Annotated in this window: 17 protein-coding genes; 8 read left to right on the forward strand and 9 right to left on the reverse strand. The window is 52.5% G+C overall.

Going from position 1 to position 21835, the window contains the following annotated elements:
* Positions 1-29: 29 nt before the first annotated feature.
* The 4 genes from secD to queA form a co-directional block, all read right to left on the reverse strand.
* A complete protein-coding gene (gene secD, locus D5398_RS04140; RefSeq protein WP_120506443.1) occupies positions 30-1877 on the reverse strand; it encodes a protein translocase subunit SecD in 1848 nt (615 codons plus the stop codon).
* Between the two features lie 27 nt (positions 1878-1904).
* The gene (gene yajC, locus D5398_RS04145; protein WP_013576670.1) at positions 1905-2237 is read right to left on the reverse strand and encodes a preprotein translocase subunit YajC; all 333 of its coding nucleotides are present in this window, start codon (positions 2235-2237) and stop codon (positions 1905-1907) included.
* 162 nt (positions 2238-2399) lie between these two features.
* Positions 2400-3524, reverse strand: a complete 1125-nt coding sequence (gene tgt / locus D5398_RS04150; RefSeq protein WP_120506444.1) for a tRNA guanosine(34) transglycosylase Tgt — start codon at positions 3522-3524, stop codon at positions 2400-2402.
* Between the two features lie 111 nt (positions 3525-3635).
* Complete coding sequence (gene queA / locus D5398_RS04155) at positions 3636-4706, reverse strand: tRNA preQ1(34) S-adenosylmethionine ribosyltransferase-isomerase QueA (protein ID WP_120506445.1); 1071 nt, start codon at positions 4704-4706, stop codon at positions 3636-3638.
* Positions 4707-4840: 134 nt separating this feature from the next.
* On the opposite strand from queA, the gene D5398_RS04160 reads away from it, so the two are divergent.
* The 3 genes from D5398_RS04160 (at position 4841) to ggt (ending at position 8268) form a co-directional block, all read left to right on the forward strand.
* Positions 4841-5422: an ACP phosphodiesterase gene (locus D5398_RS04160; RefSeq protein ID WP_120506446.1), complete on the forward strand. Its 582-nt coding sequence runs from the start codon at positions 4841-4843 to the stop codon at positions 5420-5422.
* A 224-nt stretch (positions 5423-5646) separates the two neighbouring features.
* Complete coding sequence (locus tag D5398_RS04165) at positions 5647-6249, forward strand: peroxiredoxin C (protein WP_095924927.1); 603 nt, start codon at positions 5647-5649, stop codon at positions 6247-6249.
* A 267-nt stretch (positions 6250-6516) separates the two neighbouring features.
* Positions 6517-8268: a gamma-glutamyltransferase gene (ggt, locus tag D5398_RS04170; protein ID WP_120506447.1), complete on the forward strand. Its 1752-nt coding sequence runs from the start codon at positions 6517-6519 to the stop codon at positions 8266-8268.
* Between the two features lie 80 nt (positions 8269-8348).
* Here the strand turns inward: ggt and proY are convergent, their stop codons facing one another.
* From proY to D5398_RS04185, 3 genes are all read right to left on the reverse strand, one after another.
* Positions 8349-9773, reverse strand: coding sequence for a proline-specific permease ProY (proY, locus tag D5398_RS04175; RefSeq protein ID WP_208645869.1), 1425 nt, complete (start codon positions 9771-9773; stop codon positions 8349-8351).
* Positions 9774-9936: 163 nt separating this feature from the next.
* Positions 9937-11256 carry a branched-chain amino acid transport system II carrier protein gene (brnQ, locus tag D5398_RS04180; protein WP_120506449.1) on the reverse strand — a complete coding sequence of 440 codons (1320 nt, stop codon included), beginning with the start codon at positions 11254-11256 and terminating at the stop codon, positions 9937-9939.
* Between the two features lie 444 nt (positions 11257-11700).
* Positions 11701-12804 (reverse strand): cobalamin-independent methionine synthase II family protein, encoded by a 1104-nt coding sequence (locus D5398_RS04185; protein WP_120506450.1) that lies wholly within the window; start codon positions 12802-12804, stop codon positions 11701-11703.
* Between the two features lie 270 nt (positions 12805-13074).
* Here D5398_RS04185 and D5398_RS04190 point away from each other — a divergent pair, with 270 nt between their 5' ends.
* Complete coding sequence (locus D5398_RS04190) at positions 13075-13470, forward strand: type II toxin-antitoxin system RelE/ParE family toxin (RefSeq protein WP_120506451.1); 396 nt, start codon at positions 13075-13077, stop codon at positions 13468-13470.
* Complete coding sequence (locus D5398_RS04195) at positions 13463-13795, forward strand: helix-turn-helix domain-containing protein (RefSeq protein WP_120506452.1); 333 nt, start codon at positions 13463-13465, stop codon at positions 13793-13795. Before D5398_RS04190 ends, D5398_RS04195 begins: the two co-directional genes overlap by 8 nt.
* Before the next feature lie 34 nt (positions 13796-13829).
* Here D5398_RS04195 and phoR read toward each other — a convergent pair whose 3' ends face one another.
* Positions 13830-15149 carry a phosphate regulon sensor histidine kinase PhoR gene (gene phoR / locus D5398_RS04200; RefSeq protein ID WP_120506453.1) on the reverse strand — a complete coding sequence of 440 codons (1320 nt, stop codon included), beginning with the start codon at positions 15147-15149 and terminating at the stop codon, positions 13830-13832.
* 22 nt (positions 15150-15171) lie between these two features.
* On the reverse strand, positions 15172-15861 hold the full coding sequence (phoB, locus tag D5398_RS04205) for a phosphate response regulator transcription factor PhoB (protein WP_112287479.1): 690 nt from the start codon (positions 15859-15861) through the stop codon (positions 15172-15174).
* A gap of 238 nt (positions 15862-16099) precedes the next feature.
* Between phoB and sbcD the strand changes: the two genes are divergently transcribed.
* From sbcD to D5398_RS04220, 3 genes are all read left to right on the forward strand, one after another.
* Positions 16100-17338, forward strand: coding sequence for an exonuclease subunit SbcD (gene sbcD, locus D5398_RS04210; RefSeq protein WP_120506454.1), 1239 nt, complete (start codon positions 16100-16102; stop codon positions 17336-17338).
* Positions 17335-20583 carry an exonuclease subunit SbcC gene (gene sbcC, locus D5398_RS04215; RefSeq protein WP_120506455.1) on the forward strand — a complete coding sequence of 1083 codons (3249 nt, stop codon included), beginning with the start codon at positions 17335-17337 and terminating at the stop codon, positions 20581-20583. Before sbcD ends, sbcC begins: the two co-directional genes overlap by 4 nt.
* Before the next feature lie 237 nt (positions 20584-20820).
* Complete coding sequence (locus tag D5398_RS04220; protein ID WP_120506456.1) at positions 20821-21834, forward strand: ABC transporter substrate-binding protein; 1014 nt, start codon at positions 20821-20823, stop codon at positions 21832-21834.
* Position 21835: the final 1 nt, after the last annotated feature.

Below are 21835 nucleotides of genomic sequence, written 5' to 3' on the forward strand. Positions count from 1 at the left end.
ATGGTTGTTGCTGTGCCACAACGCACTCCTCAGATAGACAGCTTTTTAATGCGTTTGCCGCCGTAAACCAGGTTCACGATTGCACGGGTTCCCACGATCGACGTAAACATCGAGGTTGCCACACCGATTGCAGTGGTGATAGCAAAGCCTTTAATCGAACCGGTACCCACTGCATAAAGAATAATCGCCGTGATCAGGGTAGTAATGTTGGCATCGATGATACTGGAGAACGCGCCTTTATAGCCTTCATGAATCGCCTGCTGAACGGAACGTCCGTTCTTCAGCTCTTCTTTGATACGTTCGTTTATCAGTACGTTGGCATCAACGGCCACCGCCAGTGTCAGCACGATACCAGCAATACCCGGCATGGTCAGCGTTGCACCCGGCAGCAGCGACATAATCCCGACAATCAGAATCAGGTTAGCCACCAGCGCTGTCGTGGCAATAATGCCGAACTTACGGTACCAAACCACCATGAACAGAATGGATGCCACCAGGCCCCACAAGCATGCTTCCAGACCCTGAGTGATGTTTTGCATCCCTAAGGTCGGGCCGATAGTACGTTCTTCAACGATCTGAATTGGCGCGATCAACGCACCGGCACGTAGCAGCAGAGACAGCTGACGGGCTTCATTCGGATCGTTCACCCCGGTGATACGGAAGCTGTTGCCCAGACGTGACTGAATCGTCGCCACGTTGATGACTTCTTCCTGTTTCGCCAGAATCGCACGGCCATTCGCATCTTTCTTACCGCTGTCTTTGTATTCCACGAACAGGGTTGCCATCGGTTTGCCGATGTTATCCTTCGTGAAGTTAGACATGGCGTTACCGCCAGCGCTGTCGAGAGAGATGTTAACCTGCGGCTGATTGTACTCATCCATGTTGGATGTGGAGTCAGTAATGTGGTCACCGGTCAGGATCACGCGTTTGTACAGAACAACCGGACGGCCATCACGCATGTTTTTCACTTCGCTGTCACCCGGTACACGACCGGTTGAAGCAGCAGTGGCATCCACATTCGTGTTAACCAGACGGAATTCCAGTGTCGCGGTCGCGCCTAAAATTTCTTTTGCACGCGCAGTATCCTGAATACCAGGCAACTCAACCACGATACGGTCAGCACCCTGACGCTGTACCAGCGGCTCGGCCACACCCAGTTGGTTTACACGGTTACGCAGGATGGTGATGTTTTGCTGAACGGCATACTCGCGCGCTTCACTGAGGCGAGCATCAGTCATCACCACATTAGCTGCGGTATCGCCGCTATTGGTGATCACTAAATCGCGGTGACGTGGGCTCAGGTAGCTGACCGCAGAATCACGGGTAGCAGCATCGCGGAAACGCACTTCAACGCCATAGTTGTCGAGCTTACGCACCGTGGCATAAGGAATATTCTTGTCGCGCAGGTCGCTGCGCATGTTGTCCATCGTCTGCTCTTGCAGCTTACTCAGCGCGGTATCCATATCCACTTCCATCAGGAAGTGCACACCACCACGCAAGTCGAGGCCCAGCTTCATCGGCTCAGCACCCAGCATGCTCAACCAGCGCGGCGTTGCCGGCGCAAGGTTCAGTGCAATAACAAACTTGTCGCCCAACGCTTCAGTCAGCGCTTCACGTGCACGAAGCTGTACATCCGTATCTTTGAAACGGGCAAGAATAGCGCCATTCTCCAGAGCAACTGATTTGATCTGGATTTTGCTTTGATCTAATACGTTACGGACTTGGTCCAGCGTTGCCTCACTGGCGTCGGAACCCCGAGCACCAGTGATTTGAACAGCCGGATCCTCACCATAAAGGTTGGGAAGTGCATAAAGCAGCCCGACGATGACCACAACGATCAACATCAGATACTTCCACGCAGGATAACGGTTTAACACGGCAGTTCCCTTCGGGAAAATCGAAAATTAGATAGACTTCATCGTGCCTTTTGGCAGAACGGCTGCCACGAAGTCACGTTTGATCATCACTTCGTTGGTGTCGTTCAGTGCGATAACCACATAACCGGTTTCGGCTACTTTGGTTACGCGACCAATCAGGCCACCCGTGGTCATGACTTCGTCACCTTTACCGATAGAGTCCATCAGTTTTTTGTGTTCTTTAGAACGTTTCTGCTGCGGGCGCAGGATCATAAAATAGAAGATCAGACCAAAAACCACCAGCATGATAACCAGAGAGTAAGGACTTCCCTGTGACGGTGCGCCGGTCGCTGCGACTGCATCGGAAATGAAAAGACTCATTTAAATTCCCTCATTGTTGTTGTGAAGCAAATTGATGTAATACAAACCGAGAATCCGACCCGGAGTCTGGCAAGAAACGTCTCGCACAATACCCCATAATGCCGGTCCAAGAAATTATAAAAATCGGCACCCCCTTTCGAAGATGCCGACATGAGAAAGAAATCAGAAGTTTAAAGGCGGAACAGGCTTGCCTTTACGCTCGTAGAAGTCTGTCACAAACGCTTCTAATTTACCCTCTTCGATTGCCTGGCGTAAACCGGCCATCAGACGCTGGTAATAGCGCAGGTTATGGATCGTGTTCAGCCGTGCACCGAGAATTTCGTTGCAACGGTCAAGATGATGCAAGTAGGCGCGGCTATAATTGCGACATGTGTAGCAATCACAGTGTTCATCCAGCGTTGACGTGTCATCTTTATGCTTAGCATTTCGGATTTTCACGATGCCGTCGGTCACGAAAAGATGACCATTTCGCGCATTACGCGTTGGCATTACGCAGTCAAACATATCGATACCGCGACGCACGCCTTCAACCAAATCTTCCGGTTTACCGACACCCATCAGATAACGTGGTTTGTCTTCCGGGATTTGCGGGCAAACGTGTTCGAGGATACGGTGCATATCTTCTTTTGGCTCACCTACCGCCAGGCCGCCCACAGCGTAACCATCAAAGCCGATATCTACCAGCCCTTTTAATGATACATCTCGTAAATCTTCGTAAACGCTGCCCTGAATAATCCCGAACAAAGCATTCTTATTATTCAATTCGTTGAAGCGATCGCGGCTGCGTTTGGCCCAGCGCAAAGACATTTCCATCGAGCGTTTTGCATAATCCCAGTCAGCAGGATATGGCGTACATTCATCGAAGATCATTACGATGTCGGAGCCCAGATCGTTCTGGATCTCCATGGATTTTTCAGGGCTCAGGAATACCGGATCCCCGTTGATCGGATTGCGAAAATGCACGCCTTCTTCTTTGATTTTGCGCATCGCGCCCAGGCTGAACACCTGGAAGCCGCCGGAATCGGTGAGGATCGGGCCATGCCAGTTCATGAAATCATGCAGGTCTCCGTGCAGTTTCATGACTTCCTGACCGGGGCGCAGCCACAGGTGGAAAGTGTTACCCAGCAAAATCTGTGCGCCGGTTTCTTTGACTTCTTCCGGGGTCATGCCTTTTACAGTGCCGTAAGTGCCCACTGGCATAAATGCCGGGGTTTCAACCACGCCACGTTCAAAGACCAGACGTCCGCGGCGTGCGCGGCCATCGGTAGTGCTTAATTCGTACTTCACATTGCCTCCAGCATCAGAGAAACAGTCTGATGAGGTTAAGTCCGTGGCATGACGCCCGGAAAAGAAAGCCCGGATGCACGGAGTGCGCCCGAACCAGTATTTACAAAAAGGCTACTGACCGACCACTTCCTGTGGCGCCAGCGGGTTACGGTTGATGAACATCGCATCACCATAACTAAAGAAACGGTACTGCTCTGCGACGGCCTGATGATAGGCATTCATCGTATTTTTATAGCCGGCAAACGCCGACACCAGCATGATCAGCGTCGATTCAGGCAGGTGGAAATTGGTAATCAGGGAATCTATCACCTGATAGTGATAACCCGGATAAATGAAGATTTTGGTATCGCCGAAGAATGGCGCAATCAGCGCGTCTTCACTGGCTTTTGCGGCGCTTTCCAGCGAACGCACAGACGTTGTGCCTACGGCCACCACTTTATTGCCGCGTGCTTTACAGGCCAGTACCGCGTCCACCACTTCCTGAGGCACTTCGGCATACTCAGCATGCATGATGTGGTCTTCAATGGCGTCCACGCGAACCGGCTGGAAAGTCCCAGCGCCCACGTGCAGCGTGACGAAGGCAAACTCAACGCCTTTGGCTTTCAGCGCATCCATCAGTGGTTCATCGAAGTGCAAACCCGCGGTCGGGGCAGCTACCGCGCCCAGGCGTTCGCTGTAGACGGTCTGATACAGTTCGCGGTCGGCATCTTCATCAGGACGGTCGATGTACGGCGGCAGCGGCATATGCCCGATTTCGTTGAGCAGAGTAAAGACATCACGATCTTCATTAAATTCCAGCTCGAACAACGTATCGTGGCGCGCCACCATCGTCGCTTTAATCTCTTCTTTATCACCGAGCAGTAATTCCGCGCCCGGTTTTGGCGATTTAGACGCACGCACATGCGCCAGAACGCGATGCGAATCGAGCACACGCTCAACCAGCACTTCAATTTTTCCGCCGCTGACCTTACGGCCAAATACGCGGGCCGGGATCACACGGGTATTGTTAAATACCAGCAAATCTCCGGGATGGATTTTATCGAGAATGTCGGTGAACACGCCGTGCGTTAACTCACCGCTCGGCCCGTCCAGAGACAACAAACGACAGCCGCTGCGCTGGGTCTGCGGATAGCGGGCAATCAGGGATTCAGGGAGCTCAAAAGAAAAATCGGCAACACGCATGGCTTTTCACTTCACTTAACGACAAAAACAGGCGGCTTAGTCTAGAGGGACGGGGCATCCCCTGCAAGCCTCTGCGCTAATAAAGGCATCCGCTGCGCTGTCGGAGATCAACTTTCCTGCGTTATACTGCCGTTATGAACTTTCTTGCTCACCTCCATCTGGCCTCTTTGGCCGAAAGCTCCCTGACCGGCAACCTGCTGGCAGACTTCGTTCGCGGCAATCCTGACGGACAATATTCAGCTGAAATCGTCAGTGGGATCCGCATGCATCGCCGCGTTGATACCCTGACTGATTCCCTGCCGGAAGTCAGAATTGCGCGCAGCTATTTTCGCGATGATTTTCGCCGCGTAGCGCCGATAACGCTGGATGTGGTCTGGGATCACTTTCTCTCCCGCCACTGGGCGACAATTCATCCACAGCAGGCGCTGGAAGATTTTCTTGACGACTGTCAGCAGGAAATCGAACCGCAGTTGCCTGAAATGCCTGAGCGTTTTCAGAATCTGAATGCGTATTTATGGCCGGAACGCTGGATGGAACGTTATTCCGCGCTGCCTTTTATCGGTGACGTTTTGCGCGGCATGGCCAACCGGCGACCCAAACTTGGCGCGCTAACCGGTTCATTTCACGATATCGAGCTGAATTATGACGCTCTGGAACAGCTTTTTTGGCAGTTTTATCCGGTCATGATGCAACAGGCGAAAGACCGGCAAATCTGACAAACACCGTGAATTTTGTGAATTACCCCGCAATTCCCTGCAAAACAAAAGGTTGTTGTTAAAGAAGTTTGAGACTTCCGTCAAAGACTGATAGCCGGATGCTATCTGATTGATTGGTGTGATGGGGTTTATTCACCCGAGGGTTGCCCCTATACTGGCAGTCGTTTTGTTCACCCTTCCTTCTCACCTACGACACCCTCTTGGGTTTCATAAGGAGTAATATTATGGTTCTGGTAACTCGCCCAGCCCCTGACTTCACCGCAGCAGCAGTTTTAGGCAGCGGCGAAGTAGTTGAAAACTTCAACTTCAAAAAACACACTGCAGGCAAACCAACTGTTATCTTCTTCTGGCCAATGGACTTCACTTTCGTATGTCCTTCTGAGCTGATCGCTTTCGATCACCGTTACGAAGAATTCCAGAAACGTGGCGTAGAAGTGGTAGGCGTTTCCTTTGACTCCGAGTTCGTTCACAACGCATGGCGTAACACCCCTGTTGAGAAAGGCGGTATCGGTCCTGTTAAATACGCGATGGTTGCTGACATCAAACGCGAAATTCAGAAAGCTTACGGTATCGAACATCCGGACGCTGGCGTTGCACTGCGCGGCTCTTTCCTGATCGACAAAGAAGGCGTTGTTCGTCACCAGGTAGTGAACGATCTGCCACTGGGTCGTAACATCGACGAAATGCTGCGTATGGTTGACGCACTGCAATTCCATGAAGAGCACGGCGAAGTGTGCCCGGCTCAGTGGGAAAAAGGCAAAAAAGGTATGGGCGCATCTCCGGACGGCGTTGCTAAGTACCTGACAGAAAACGCGTCAAACCTGTAATCCTTTCACGGATTTCAAGGTCAATAACGGTCAGCTCAGCTGGCCGTTTTTTTTGCCTGCTATCCGTCGCGATCACATTTTCCTCTCCCCGCTCCTCACTCCTCCCCTTTTGCGTCTACGCTGAAAACGTTCCGGTTACGTCATTATGGCGTGCAGTTTGCATCATCATTTGTCTCAACACTGCCGGATAAAACACACAAAAAAGCGTTATCACACAATAACCTGAAGGTTATGACTCATAAGACAGGGTAATAAACAGGAGCCCCTATGTTACGGAAATCACTCATCGCGCTGGCCTTGCTGGCCAGCTTCCCGTTGTACGCCGCGTCCAGTCCTGCGGTTGAAGCCAAAAATGGTATGGTCGTCACCTCGCAATATCTGGCCTCTCAGGTCGGTGTCGATATTCTCAAAATGGGCGGTAATGCCATTGATGCCGCCGTGGCCGTCGGTTACGCGCAGGCCGTCGTCAACCCATGTTGTGGCAATATCGGTGGCGGTGGCTTCATGACGGTGCATCTTGCCAACGGCAAAGACACTTTCATCAACTTTCGCGAAACCGCGCCTGCCGCCGCCAGCGCCAACATGTATCTGGATGCCGACGGCAACGTGAAAAAAGGGGCCAGCCTGTACGGTTATCTCGCCGCTGGCGTGCCCGGCACGGTACTGGGCCTGGATACGGTACAGAAAGAATACGGAACGCTGACGCGCCAGCAGGTAATGGCACCGGCGATTAAGCTTGCCCGTCAGGGCTTTGTACTGACCCGCGCCGATACCGATATTCTCGATACCAAAGTCGACCGCTTCAAAGAAGACCCCGAAGTGGCGCGCATCTTTCTGCGTAAAGATGGCAGCGCGCTCCAGCCCGGCGATAAACTGGTGCAAACCGATTTAGCCAACACGCTGGAGTCCATCTCAAAACACGGGCCGGATGCTTTCTACAAAGGCAAAATCCCTGCCGCTGTCGAAGCAGCCTCGAAAAAAGGCGGCGGTATCCTGACGGCGGCAGACTTTGCGAACTATAAAGTCACCGAAGATGCGCCGATCACCTGCAGCTATCGCGGCTATAAATTCGTCTCAGCCCCACCGCCAAGTTCCGGCGGCGTGACGATGTGTGAAATTCTCAATATCGTAGAAGGCTATGACCTGAAAAGCATGGGCTTCAATTCGGCAGCGTCGGTTCACGTCCTCACCGAGGGCATGCGCCATGCCTATATGGACCGCAACACCTATCTCGGCGATCCGGAGTTTGTGAAAAATCCCATCGACCGTCTGATCAGCAAAAGCTACGCCGAAGACATCCGTAAGAAAATAGAAGCCGATAAAGCCACACCGTCTACGGCAGTTCAGCCGGGCATGGAACCGCATGAGAAACCGGAAACAACCCATTACTCTATCGTCGATAAAATGGGTAATGCCGTCTCCACGACCTACACCATCAATGGCCTGTTTGGCTCGGTGGTAATCGCGCCAGGCACCGGCTTTTTCCTTAACGACGAAATGGATGATTTCACCACCAAAGTCGGCGAGAAAAACCTCTTCGGTCTGGTTCAGGGCGTTAAAAACGCTATCGCCCCCGGTAAGCGCCCGCTATCGTCGATGAGCCCGAGTTTAGTGACCAAAGACGGTAAAACCTTCATGGTTCTCGGCTCGCCGGGCGGTTCGCGTATCATCACCATTACTTTGCAGACCGCGCTAAATGTCATCGATCATGGTATGCCGCCACAGGAAGCGGTGAATGCGCCACGTATTCATCATCAGTGGTTGCCGGATGAAGTTTATTACGAGCAGCGCGGCGTTTCTCAGGACAGCCTGAATATCCTGCAGAAGATGGGTTACAAAATGGTAGAACAGACGCCGTGGGGGGCAGCAGAACTGATTATGGTGGGATTACCGGGTGCCGCTGGCGTGACATCCGCCACCTCAGGCAACGACTCGGCGGTATCAGGAAAAGTCCGTGAGGGCTATCTGTATGGCGCGAATGATGTGCGCCGGCCCGCAGGTGCCGCGATAGGTTACTAACCTCTCTGCGCAGAAAATAAAAAGCCCCCGATATCGCGATGATATCGGGGGCTTTTCTTTACCGTAAGGTAAGTACTTGCTTACGCTTTGTCGTTCAGCGCCAGCGCTTCTTTCTTACGATCATTGCGGCGTTTGAAGGCATAACCGACCAGCAGCGCGACGACCCAAACCATACCGACATACAGCGAAATGCGCGTATCCGGGAAATAGCCAATCAGGCCGATGATAAACACCAGGAAAATAATACCGAACACCGAGGTGTACACGCCGCCACGCAGCGGGAATTCCAGCTCTTTCACCTGTTGTTTACTCAGCTTGCGACGGAAACCAATCTGGGAGAACAGGATCATAATCCATACCCAAACTGTCGCGAACGTCGCCAGAGAAGCGATCACCAGGAACACGTTTGACGGCATAATGTAGTTCAGATAAACCGCTACCAGCAGTGCCGCCATCATCACCAGAACGGTGACCCACGGCGTACCCAGGCGCGAAACCTTGCTGAACATTTTCGGTGCCTGTCCCTGCTCAGCCATCCCGTGCAGCATACGACCGACGCCGAAGACATCAGAGTTAATCGCAGAAAGTGACGCAGTGATCACCACGAAATTCAGGATCGCCGCCGCCGCAGTAATGCCCATGTGCTGGAAGGTCAGCACGAACGGACTGCCCTGCGTACCCACCTGATTCCATGGGAAAATGGACATAATCACAAACAGCGTACCCACGTAAAACACCAGAATACGCAGCGGAACGGAGTTAATCGCTTTCGGAATAGATTGCTTTGGATTTTCAGCTTCACCGGCTGTGATCCCGATGATTTCGATGCCGCCATAAGCAAACATCACCAGCTGGAGCGACAGAATCGTCCCCATGATGCCCTGGCTGAAGAAGCCGCCATTGCTCCAAAGATTGTGGATGCCGGTCGCCTGTCCGCCGTTGCCAATGCCCCAGAATATAATGCCAAAGCCCGCCACGATCATGATGATGATGGTCAGTACCTTGAAGAATGAGAACCAGAATTCGAGCTCGCCGAAGACTTTCACGCTGACCAGATTGATCGCGCCGATAATCAGCACGACGCTGAGCACCCAGGTCCATTGCGGAACATCGGGGAACCAGACGCCCATATAAATGCCGAATGCCGTCACATCAGCGATAGCGACGATCAGGATTTCGAAACAATACGTCCAGCCGGTGATGTAACCCGCCATCGGCCCGAGATAATCCTGTGCGTAACGCGCAAACGAACCGCTCTGAGGATTGTGAACGGACATCTCGCCAAGGGCTCGCATAATGATGAATGCGATAATCCCGCCGACCAGATAAGCCAGCAATACACTCGGGCCTGCCATTTTGATGGCATCTGCAGAGCCATAAAACAGACCGGTTCCGATGGCTGATCCCAGTGCCATAAAGCGAATATGGCGCGTTGTCAGACCACGTTTTAGCTTCGTGCCCGGCCCTTCGTTCTGTGCTGTTGGTTGTTCAGCTTCTTGCTGCATGTGCATTAACCCGTGTTGTTTTTTAACTTTCAAAAAATCGCATTCTAAAAAAATAACTTTTAGCCTGCCAATGAAAAAGCCACGGAAGGGTTCTCCGTGGCCTGTTTGGCAAAATATTCGTCAGACGATCGTTCTTTTAAGTCTTCGAACATTCACCCGATAATCATTGGTGCGCGGTAACACTGCGCGGGCCGCTGATTTTGTCATAAATCCCGACCAGCACCAGCATTAATAATGACGGTGGTAACCAGGCAAGACCTTGCGCAGCCAGTGGCAGGTTTGCAGTCCAGGCTGGCATCAGATCAGCAAAAGCAGAAGCCTTAATACCATCAACAATGCCAAATACCAGACTCACCACCATCACCGGTGCCACGATGCGCGTGGCGCTGTTCCACCAGCGCAGGGTGAAACTCAGTACAACCAGCGCGATACATGGCGGATAAATCGCGGTCAGTACCGGCACGGAAATCTGAATCAGATGGCTCAACCCGAGGTTGGACACCAGCATCGAGAACAGACCCAGAATGAACACCAGTGTTTTGTATGACAGCGGCAGGTATTGGGCAAAGAATTCTGCGCAGGCGCAGGTCAGGCCAACCGCCGTTACCATACAGGCGATGAAGATCAGCGCACCGAGGAAGAAGCTACCGATACCACCGAAAGTATGTGCCACGTAAGCATGCAGGATAACGGCACCATTAGTCGCATCCGGCACCAGCGAGGCGCTGTTTTCACCAAGTTTGAACAGGCTCAGATAAACCAGCATCAGGCCCACACCGGCAATCAACCCGGCCAGAATAGTATAGCGGGTCAGCAATTTCGCATCAGACACACCGCGTGAACGCGCTGCATTGACGATAACAATCCCGAAGACCAGCGCACCCAGCGTATCCATTGTCAGATAGCCGTTAACAAAGCCGCTGGAGAAAGGAACCGTCTGGTAAGCGCCGACAGCAGGCATTGTCTGACCGGCCGGCCACAGCAATGCGGCGATACCCAGTGCAGCCAGAGCGACCATTTTCAACGGTGCCAGGAAATGCCCGACAGTATCGAGTAAACGGCCCGGATACAGAGAAATACCGATCACCAGAGAGAAATAAATCACGCTATAGATAAGCAGTGGCAGCGGGCCGTCACCGGTCATCGGTGCAATACCGACTTCAAAGGAAACCGTCGCAGTACGCGGCGTGGCAAACAGAGGCCCTACCGCCAGATAACAGACAGTCGCCAGAAGAATACCGGCACCACGGCCAATTGGCGTACTCAGGGCATCCACTCCGCCGCCGACGCGGGCAAGCGCAATGACTGTCATCACCGGGAGTCCGACCGCGGTAATCATAAAGCCGGCAGCTGCCCACCAGACGTCATGACCTGCCTGCAGACCAACCATTGGCGGGAAAATGATATTCCCTGCCCCGACGAATAAGGCGAAGGTCATGAAACCCAACGCCAGAATATCTTTATTTGTTAAACGAGTACTCATGATTGGTGTCGTGTTGCCTGTTCAAATGAATAAAGTGTCCGTTACTGTCGTCGTGCCACGTCGTCATAAGGATTAATGGCGTAAATCAGCCAGAGAGCACCATGTGAGGATCGAAGTGAGCTAAAAACGCCTGATGATATGCAGAAAATTACGTTGTTATGCAGGGAGTATCGAGCGACAGCGGACGCTAAGGTAAACGTTTATAGCGTATAAAGGCAAGCCGTGATCCAAAAAGCAGAGCGTTTGACCAGATTAATGTCAGCAGGCAGGCATTTTCACTAAATACAGTGAAAAACACACCATATGATATGTATGATTTTTGAACTAATGAAGCACAAGATATGCTCCGATAAGACGAAAAATGCGTGAAATCACCACTCTCAGGTTATTTCACGCACAGTTTACAGCATTTTTACAAGGTCATCATTCAACCACTTTCAGGTATCACCAAACGCGGGCGGCGATGTCGACGACCAGCTTCAGTTTTTCCCACTGCTGTGCTTCAGTCAGGCTGTTGCCCTCTTCCGTTGAAGCAAAACCACATTGCGGACTGAGGCAAATTTGGTTGATATCCAGATATTCTGCTGCTTCAGCCAAACGTGCCTCCACAGTTTTCGCCAGTTCCAGTTCACCAGATTTGGTGGTGATCAGTCCCAGGACTGCCTGCTGATGGCCTTTTTTGATGAAACGCAAAGGCTCGAAGCCCCCGGAACGTTCATTGTCATATTCCAGGAAGAAAGCGTCGATGTTAACGCCGCCGAACAAGATCTCTGCCACCGGTTCATAACCACCTTCTGAAATCCAGGTTGAGCGGAAGTTGCCGCGGCAAACATGCAGACCTATCACCAGATCGTCCGGTTTACCGGCGATGGCTTTATTCAGCACGTCAGCGTAAGTGCGCGCTAACTCTTGTGGAGAATCACCCCGTTCGCGGATTTGCGTCTTCTGATCTTCAGAGCACAGATAAGCCCACACGGTGTCATCAAGTTGCAGATAACGACAACCGGCATCGTAAAACGCCTTAATCGCTTCACGGTAAACCTGCGCCAGATCGTCAAAGTAGTCTTTCAGATCCGGATACACTTCCTTGCTGATGGCGTTACGGCCACCGCGGAAATGCATCACGCTCGGGCTTGGAATGGTCATTTTCGGTACGGCGGTTCCGCTAATGCTTTTCAGGAAACGGAAGTCCTCCAGCATCGGGTGTGAGCCAAAACCGAGTTTGCTGACCACTTTGATGCTGCGCGCTTTGGTTTGAACGCCGTTAAACTGGATCCCCTGCACAGCGTCGTAACCTTCCACGCCCTCCAGACCTTCAAAGAAATCGAAGTGCCACCACGCACGGCGGAACTCACCGTCAGTGACCACTTGCAGACCGGCTTCACGCTGTAAATCCACCACACGGCGGATTTCGGTATCTTCTACGGCACGCAGCTGCGCGGCATCAATCTCACCGGCCTGGAACTGCTTACGCGCTTCTTTGATCGCAGCAGGACGCAGAAAACTGCCGACGACGTCAGCGCGGAATGGAGGTGTTGTACGTTGCATGAAGAACTCCTTAATCACATCCCGCCGGTAGCGAGAAGCGAATGATTCACAAAGTAAATAATTACGCGACGTTATATTTAGGCGTCTGGATGTCTAAACGTCTTTAAGAAGATACTGTCATGCAGATTGTTCACGGGCAACAGAGGAATCTTCATGGGACATGAAAGAAATTCATGTTGGCTTCTTCATATTTCATGATGCCGGACAATATATGTCCCATTGCGATCTGTGGTAATAAATACTATAGTTATTTCTACCAGGGATGATTGCATGAACTGTTTACGTATTTTCGTTACAGAGGATTTTCACGATTTCATGACCGACAGTAAACTGTCGGCAAAGGATATCCTCAAATCTGCGCATGAGTTAGCAAACGGACTTTATGACGCGGAGTTGTCCGGTAATGTTTACAAAAAAAGAATCGCTCCATCAGGGAGATCAAAGTCAGGGTTTGGTCGTGCCATCGTCGCTTTCCGTTTTGAAGATAAGATTTTTTATATCGACGGCTGGCTGAAACACAGTGTCCGCAAGAGCGGACATGAAATTTCCGACAAACTTTTGTCTTTGTATAAGGCAGTTGCTAAAGATTTGCTCAATTTCACAGAACAGCAACTTGAAATAGAACTTCGAACTGGATTAATTAAAGAGGTGATTTCGAATGGTTGATGAACGTTTGCTAAAATTGCAGCGGATGGCTCAACGCTTCCATGATTCATCTGGCGTGATTTCGCAAACCACGATGCGCGAAATTAACAAAATTGTTGATGAAGCCGTGCAGGAAGAAAAGCTAAAAGCCTTTGCAGAAAGCTCTGCTGAACGTATTCGTGCGTTGCGTGAAAAAGAAAAAATCAGTCAGGGCGTACTGGCAAGACTCATCAATATGTCGGCCAATAGTATTCAGAAGTGGGAGCGGGATGAAACCAAACCCACTGGTGCAGCTCTGATCCTACTAATGCTAATTGAAGAAAAAGGTCTGCAAATCATCTGTTGAAAAAAGCCACAGTCATTTGCTGTGGCTTGTTTATTTATCCCTTCACACCGCTTTGGCTGGACTGCTCCTGAGGAACAATCAGCTTCGGTGCCAGTGTAAATATAAAGCGGGTGCCGACGCCGACTTCACTCATCACTTCAAGCTTGGCGTTGTGATGGCTCAGGGCATGTTTGACGATGGCCAGTCCGAGACCACTGCCACCAGTCTGGCGTGAACGTGCTTTATCGACGCGGTAGAAACGTTCGGTAAGGCGCGGCAGGTGTTGCGGCGCAATGCCCGGCCCGTTATCGCTTATCTGGAATTGCGCACCGTGCGGCGTTTGCTGCCAGCTGACTTCAATCCGCGTGCCGGTCGGGGTGTGATTGACGGCGTTGTACACCAGATTCGACACCGCGCTGCGCAGCTGATCTTCATTTCCAAAGACTTTCAGCTTCTCGTTCACACGGAATACCACTTCATGGCGACCACTGCTTAAGGATTGCACTTCGCGCTCCAGCATGCCCAGCATCACCGGAATATCGACTTTCTCGTGCATATCGATATTTGTCGATGCTTCGATTTTCGACAATGTCAGCAGCTGTTTGACCAGCCCGTCCATGCGCCGCGTCTGTTCCTGCATGGTGTCCAGCGCTTTGGTACGGAACGGCTCTTCCAACTTCGCATCTTCCATCATTTCCAGATAACCCTGCAATACGGTCAGCGGGGTTCTCAGTTCATGACTGACGTTAGCGAAGAAGTTACGCCGGGCGCCTTCCAGCTGACGCATCTGCGTAACATCGCGCGCCACCATCAGCAACTGTCCTTCTGAATAAGGCATCACGCGAAACTCAACATAATGCTCATTATTGAGTTGCAGATTGAGGGCTCGGCTGAAATCACGGGTCTGGACCCAGGTACGAAATTCCGGATAACGCAGCAGGTTAAAGATGTGCTGCCCGTTATCTTCCGGCCAGCGGAAGCCGAGCAAATCCTGTGCCAGTCCGTTACACCAGAAAATATTGCCCTCCTCCGTCGTCAGCACCACGGCATCCGGCAACGATTCCGCACCACTGCGAAACCGTTTGATGAGCTGCCCTAATTCGCGACGGCGACGGCGATTACGCATCTGCATCTGGTTCAGCCCGTAAAACAGCGGTTCCCAGCTCCAGCGGCCATTTGGCGGGGTTATGCTGCGGTCAAGCCACAGCCAGTGAGAGAGTTTGAGCTGGTTATAATAATTCCAGCCCAGTGCCGCCATCAGCGACACAAAGAGGAGCCAGCCAAAATGGCCGACAAAAATACCGAGGATTAACGCTGGCAGGCAAAAGAGAAAGAATTCACCGGCCAATCGTTTCCATGACAAACGTTCTAGCACACAGATTCTCCGCTGTGGGGACTCAATAACGCGTTGAAAAACGGTATCCGGTTCCACGAACAGTTTGGATCATTCTGTCATGTCCACTGGTTTCCAGCGCTTTACGTAAACGACGAATATGCACGTCTACCGTGCGATCTTCCACATAAACGTTAGTGCCCCAGACGTTATTGAGCAACTGTTCGCGGCTGTAAACACGTTCGGAGTGGGTCATAAAGAAGTGCAAGAGCTTAAATTCGGTCGGCCCCATGTCGAGCGCCTGCTCATTGGCCATCACCCGGTGAGACGACGGATCCAGGCTTAGCCCCTGCATGTCGATCACTTCTTCCACCGCCATTGGCGAGATGCGGCGCATCACGGCTTTAATGCGGGCAACCAGTTCTTTTGGAGAAAACGGTTTGGTGATGTAATCATCGGCGCCGACTTCCAGGCCACGCACCCGGTCTTCTTCTTCACCGCGAGCAGTCAGCATCATCACCGGAATTTCGCGGGTCAGGGCTTCACGTTTCAGATGTTTGATAAACTGGATCCCTGAACCGCCGGGTAACATCCAGTCAAGCAGGATGAGTTCGGGATAAGGTTCTACCAGCTGGCCAACGGCTGAATCAAAATCTTCAGCTTCTACTGCCTGATATCCATTTTGTTCCAGTACAAAACACACCATTTCACGGATTGGAGCTTCGTCTTCAACCACCAATATACGTCTTGCCATCGTAGGTCCTGCCAATAGGTTAGCGATCTTTTATTTGATTGCGGGCGCCATTATGCGTCAGTTTTGTGACAGATTTATGAATAGAAAGGATGGTTCATTACAGTCAAATATGACAGATAATTTCCTCCTGTTTAGCCGCCATCATCATGAAACTCGGCTGATTTATCGGGGACAGCCTCCCCCGCCGACGTTTATACTTTGCCTCATTGTCGTCATCCAGGATTCACACGGGAGTCTCATGCGCCTGATCCACACATCAGACTGGCACCTAGGCCAGTACTTTTTCACCAAAAGCCGTGCTGCCGAACATCAGGCATTTTTGCACTGGCTGACCGGTCAGGTGCAGCAACATCAGGTAGATGCCGTGATTGTAGCGGGCGATATTTTCGATACCGGCTCTCCGCCGAGCTATGCCCGTGAGCTTTACAACCGCTTCGTCGTCGGGTTGCAACAAACCGGCTGTCAGCTGGTGGTGCTGGCTGGTAATCACGATTCCGTCGCCACGCTGAATGAATCACGCGAGTTGCTTTCCTGCCTGAATACGCGGGTGATTGCGACCGTCGGCGAAAACCTCTCTGAACAGATTTTAGTGCTCAACCAGCGTGATGGGAAACCGGGCGCGGTGCTTTGCGCTATTCCGTTTTTACGCCCGCGTGATTTGCTCGCCAGTCAGGCGGGACAATCCGGCAGCGACAAACAGCTGGCATTACAAGAAGCTATCGCCGCGCATTACGATGCGCTGTGGCAGGCCGCACAGGCCAAACGAGATGAACTCGGCGTGCCGTTACCCATCATTGCTACCGGCCATCTGACCACCGTTGGCGTCAGTACGTCCGATTCCGTGCGCGACATTTATATAGGCACGCTCGATGCGTTTCCGGCGCAGGCTTTTCCGCCAGTCGATTACGTGGCGCTCGGCCATATTCACCGCGCACAATGCGTCGCCAAAACCGAACATATCCGTTACAGCGGTTCGCCGATTGCCCTGAGCTTTGACGAACTGAGCAAAACCAAAAGTGTGTACTTACTTGATTTCGACGGCGCGACGCTCAACACCATCGATACACTGGAGATCCCCGTTTTTCAGCCGATGCAGATAATCAAAGGCTCACTGGCAGAGATTGAAAAGCAGCTGACGCAGTTTGCTGGCGGCGATACGCAAAAACCGGTCTGGCTGGATATCGAAGTCGCCACGCAAGATTATCTCAGTGATATTCAGCGCCGCATTCAGGCGCTGACCGCCGATCTGCCGGTGGAAGTGGTGCTGTTACGTCGCAGCAAAGAGCAGCGCATTAACAGTATTGAACAGCAGGAAAAGGAAACGCTCAGCGAACTGAGCGTCAGCGATGTGTTTGAACGGCGACTGGCACTGGAACCAGACCCTGACGAGCCGCGCCAGGCGCGGATGCGCACCTTGTTCGCCCAGGTCGTTGAACAGGTCACCAGCGTTCAGAATGCAGAGGATGGCGCACAATGAAAATTCTCAGCCTGCGTTTAAAAAACCTGAACTCGCTGGAAGGCGAATGGAAAATTGATTTCACCGCCGAACCGTTCTCCAGCAACGGATTATTCGCCATCACCGGCCCGACCGGCGCGGGGAAAACCACCCTGCTCGATGCCATTTGTCTGGCGCTTTATCACCAGACACCCCGGCTGAACATCACGCCAAGTCAGAATGAACTGATGACCCGCCACACCGCTGAGTCGCTGGCGGAAGTCGAGTTTGAAGTCAAAGGCATAGGTTACCGCGCATTCTGGAGCCAGCGACGCGCCAAAAACTCGCCGGACGGTAATTTACAGGCGCCGAAAGTCGAGCTGGCATTGCTGGCAGACGGCAAGATTCTGGCCGATAAAGTTCGCGACAAACTCGACGCCATCGCCACGCTGACCGGGCTGGATTTTGGCCGTTTCACCAAATCGATGATGCTTTCGCAGGGGCACTTCGCTGCGTTTCTGAATGCCGATGCTAATGACCGTGCCGAATTACTGGAAGAACTGACCGGCACCGAAATTTACGGGCTGCTGTCTGAGCGCGTTTTTGAGCAACATAAAGAAGCGCGTATTACGCTCGACGGCCTGCATCAGCGCATGGCCGGAATCGAGCTGCTCAGCGAAGAACAACGTCAGGCGCTGGAGGCACAACTTGCTGAGCTGAACACGCAGGAAATCAGCCTCAGCCAGCAGGCGCAACAACGCCAGCTGGATCTCAACTGGCTGCAACAATGGCAGCAGGTGCAGCAAAAACAGCAACAATCTCAGCAACAACTGACCGCCGCAGAGCAGGAAAATCTGGCCGCTGCGCCGCAGTTACAACAGCTGGCCCGCAGCGAACCGGCAGAAAAACTGCGTCCGTTGCTCAATGATCGCCAGCGCTGTCAGGATGAATCGCAACGTCTTCAGCAGCAACTGACACAACTGACGCAGCAACAGGATCAGCAAATCGCGCAGATGACACCGCTGAATCTGGCGGTGGAGCAGGCGCAAACGGCGCGCCAGAAACAGGCGGAAGAACAGCGTCAGATGCAGACGCTGATCGAAGAACAAATCCTGCCGCTGGAGGGTGAAATCACCCAGTGGCGTAAATCACTGGCTGAAACACAGCAGTCGGTCAGTGAGGGGCAGAAACTGATCAGTGAGCATAATGCGACGCTGGTGAAGATGACCGCCGAACGGCAGAAACTGGATGAAGAAAGCCGCCAGCATCAGACCCGGCAGACCGCGCTGACTGATGCGCTGAACGCCGCGCAACAGCGTCAGGCTGAGCTGGAAAAACAGCATCCGCTGGCAGCGTTGCAAAAACGGCAAACCGAACTCACGCAGTTACGTCCCGTCCGCCAGCAGCTGTTTTCACTCGCGCAAATTTTCCCGCAACTCAACCAGCGGGTGCAGCAGCAACATAAAGATTTTGCACAGTATCAGACGCAGCTGGCTGACGAAGAACAGCGTCTGGGCAAAATCCGCCTGCAATGTCAGAAACAGCTTGAGCATCTGAACGATGTAAAAGCGCTGCATAAACAGGAAATGCTGATTGTCAGCCTCGAAGCCGAGCGCGCAAATCTGCAAAGCGGCAAAGCCTGTCCGCTGTGCGGCGCCACATCTCATCCGGCTATTGAACATTATCAGGAGATTAAGCCTTCCGAAACGGCGCAGCGCGTCGAGAAAATGCAGCTGGAATTCGATGCGGCAAAAGCCAGCGGCATTGAGCTGGCAGCGAAAATCAAAAGTCTTAAAGAGCAGCAAACCCGCCTGCAAACCCAGCTGGAGCAGGAAAGCCAGCAACTGAACGCGCATACCGAAAACTGGCAGCGACTCAGCGCGCCACTGAACCTGACATTCACACTGCATGACGCCGCTGACATCACGCAATGGCTGACCGCCCGCGACGAAGAAGAGCAACAGTCGCAGGCGCTGATTGGCCAGCACGAACAACTGGCGCGGGCGTTGCAACAGGCGAAAGATGCCCTGAATGACGCTCTGAATGCGCAGCAAAAAGTACAGCAGCAAAGCGCATTGCTGACTGAACGCGTTACCCGTTTGGAAGAGACGCAGGCCAAATCTCAGCAGGACTTTGCGCGGCTGCAAAAGCTGTTTGCAGAGGGCGAGAAATCCCTTTCTGAACTGAATGCCAAACGCCTTGAACTGTTCGGTGATCGCCAGGTGGCGCAGGTTCGCGAGCACTTACATCAGCAACAACTGGCGGCAGAAAAAGCGGTCAGTGACGCACAGGCCGCGCTGCAAAAAGCACAGGAACTGCGCGATCAGCTGGCCGGTCAGCTTGCGGGTACGCAGCAGCAACAATTGCAGGCCGCAGAACAATTGACGCAGGCGGAGCAGGCATGGCAACAGGCGCTGAGCGCCAGCGGATTTGTCGATGAAGCCGCGGTGAAACTGGCGTTGCTCGACGACGCGCTGCGTCAGCAGCTTCAGCAACGTAAAGAACATCTGCAACAACAATTGGCGCAGGCGAACGCATTGCTGAGCGATGCCAGACAACAGCTGGAAAAACATCGGCTCGCCCGCCCTGTTCATCTCAGTGAAACGCAAAGCGATCTTGAGGCCCTGACGGCGCAGCAGGCAGAACTGGCACAGCAGCTGAAAGCGTTACAACAGCGTCTGGGAGAAATCACCAATAAGCTCAACGACGATAAAGCAAGAAGCGGCAATCAGCAGGCGCTGATTACGCAGATTGCACAGGCGCAGCTGACCTGCGACGACTGGGGTTATCTCAATCAGATGATTGGTTCCAGCGATGGGGCGAAATTCCGTAAATTCGCGCAGGGTCTGACGCTCGACCATCTGGTGTATCTGGCGAACCGTCAGCTGGAAAAACTGCACGGACGTTATCTGTTACAGCGTAAAACCAGCGATGCGCTGGAGTTACAGGTGGTCGATACCTGGCAGGCCGATGCGGTGCGCGACACCCGCACGTTATCCGGCGGCGAAAGTTTCCTGGTCAGTCTGGCACTGGCGCTGGCGCTTTCGGATCTGGTCAGTGATAAAACCCGCATTGACTCGCTGTTCCTCGATGAAGGTTTCGGCACGCTCGACGCCGACACGCTGGATACCGCGCTGGATGCGCTCGACAGTCTGAATGCGTCGGGCAAAACCATCGGCGTCATCAGCCATGTCGAAGCGATGAAAGACCGCATTCCGGTGCAGATAAAAGTCACCAAGGTAAACGGTCTGGGCGTCAGCCGCCTGAGCAGTGAATTTAAAGTCTGACAAGGGATTAAGCGGAGCATCTGGCTGATAAATTGCTAGCCATCTGCTCCGCAATGGATCCTGATTGTGAGTACTTGCACAAAAATCGCACCAACGCAGTGCGCTGACTCCTTTCCAAGCCGCTGAATTCCCGCTAATTCCCTCCTGCCGGTAAACTGGCACGCCCTGTGCTTAACGTTATGTATACAAGTTGCAGTACAAGTTGCAGCGCCCACATAACCGCTAAGGGAACCGCCCATGAAAAACATCAAACCTGAAGTCGATAAAAAACGCCGCCAGCTGATGAAATGGCTCGCCATTACCGGCGGCGTATCCACTCTTGGTGGCATGATCCCGACATCTGTTTTTGCAGCCGATGACGATGAAATTCGTATTGGTTACTGGCCGATTGTTGGCGGTTTACCGTTATATGTCGCACTGGAACAGGGCTTTTTTAAAGAGGCCGGGCTGAATGTGAAAGGCGTGAAATTTGCCAGCGCACAGCAAATTGTCGAAGGGATGATCACTGGCAGGATCCACGGCTGTGCCAATGGTACAGCCACCGGCGCACTGGGACTGGGGGCAATCACGTCACCGGATCTGTTCAAAATCATCTGCTCGAATCCGTCTAATCATAAGCTGGTTCTGGATGAATTTCTGGTGCCGCTCAACAGTACCGCGAAAACGATCAGCGACCTGAAAGGCAAGAAGATCGCCTGCGGGCCGGGGATCCAGAACGTGACGATGGCAAAGATCATTCTGGAGAAAAATGGTTTCACCAATCCTTCAGTGATCGAGCTGCCTGTCGGGCAGCATGCACCCGCGCTGGCCGCCGGACAAATTGACGGCGTGTATACGCTCGAGCCAACCGGCACCGTCGGGCGCATGAAAAATCTCTCCCGCACATTAGAAACCGGCGTGATTTCTAAATATGTGCTCGGCAATGCCGAGGCTCCGTGGTTTGGCGGTGCAGCGGCGCTGAACTCCAGCTTTATTGCCAGCAAACCCGAAGAAACCAAAAAGTTTATTGCCGCTTATCAGAAAGCGGTGGAATTCATTGCCGCGCATCCTGATAAAGCCCGTGAAAACGTCGCCGGCTACACCAGCATTGAACCGGCGCTGGTCAAAGAAGTGCCGCTGCCGGGCTTTGTGATGTATCCCGATTTGAAAGGCGACAATCTGCAATGGTTCCAGAAGTTTTATGACGTGTTTACGGAAAGAAAAATCTTCAGCAAACCGGTGGATGTTGCTTCACTGATTTATAAAGGATAAG

Source organism: Rahnella bruchi (genome assembly GCF_003614975.1).
In the GTDB taxonomy this organism is placed as follows: Bacteria; Pseudomonadota; Gammaproteobacteria; order Enterobacterales; family Enterobacteriaceae; genus Rahnella; species Rahnella bruchi.

Excerpts from the sequence above, each read along its gene's own strand:
- yajC (WP_013576670.1), bottom strand. The coding sequence starts at position 2,237 with ATGAGTCTTTTCATTTCCGATGCAGTCGCAGCGACCGGCGCACCGTCA.
- queA (WP_120506445.1), bottom strand. The coding sequence starts at position 4,706 with ATGCGTGTTGCCGATTTTTCTTTTGAGCTCCCTGAATCCCTGATTGCC.
- D5398_RS04160 (WP_120506446.1), top strand. The coding sequence starts at position 4,841 with ATGAACTTTCTTGCTCACCTCCATCTGGCCTCTTTGGCCGAAAGCTCC.
- D5398_RS04165 (WP_095924927.1), top strand. The coding sequence starts at position 5,647 with ATGGTTCTGGTAACTCGCCCAGCCCCTGACTTCACCGCAGCAGCAGTT.
- ggt (WP_120506447.1), top strand. The coding sequence starts at position 6,517 with ATGTTACGGAAATCACTCATCGCGCTGGCCTTGCTGGCCAGCTTCCCG.
- proY (WP_208645869.1), bottom strand. The coding sequence starts at position 9,773 with ATGCAGCAAGAAGCTGAACAACCAACAGCACAGAACGAAGGGCCGGGC.
- brnQ (WP_120506449.1), bottom strand. The coding sequence starts at position 11,256 with ATGAGTACTCGTTTAACAAATAAAGATATTCTGGCGTTGGGTTTCATG.
- D5398_RS04185 (WP_120506450.1), bottom strand. The coding sequence starts at position 12,804 with ATGCAACGTACAACACCTCCATTCCGCGCTGACGTCGTCGGCAGTTTT.
- D5398_RS04190 (WP_120506451.1), top strand. The coding sequence starts at position 13,075 with ATGAACTGTTTACGTATTTTCGTTACAGAGGATTTTCACGATTTCATG.
- D5398_RS04195 (WP_120506452.1), top strand. The coding sequence starts at position 13,463 with ATGGTTGATGAACGTTTGCTAAAATTGCAGCGGATGGCTCAACGCTTC.
- phoB (WP_112287479.1), bottom strand. The coding sequence starts at position 15,861 with ATGGCAAGACGTATATTGGTGGTTGAAGACGAAGCTCCAATCCGTGAA.
- sbcD (WP_120506454.1), top strand. The coding sequence starts at position 16,100 with ATGCGCCTGATCCACACATCAGACTGGCACCTAGGCCAGTACTTTTTC.
- sbcC (WP_120506455.1), top strand. The coding sequence starts at position 17,335 with ATGAAAATTCTCAGCCTGCGTTTAAAAAACCTGAACTCGCTGGAAGGC.
- D5398_RS04220 (WP_120506456.1), top strand. The coding sequence starts at position 20,821 with ATGAAAAACATCAAACCTGAAGTCGATAAAAAACGCCGCCAGCTGATG.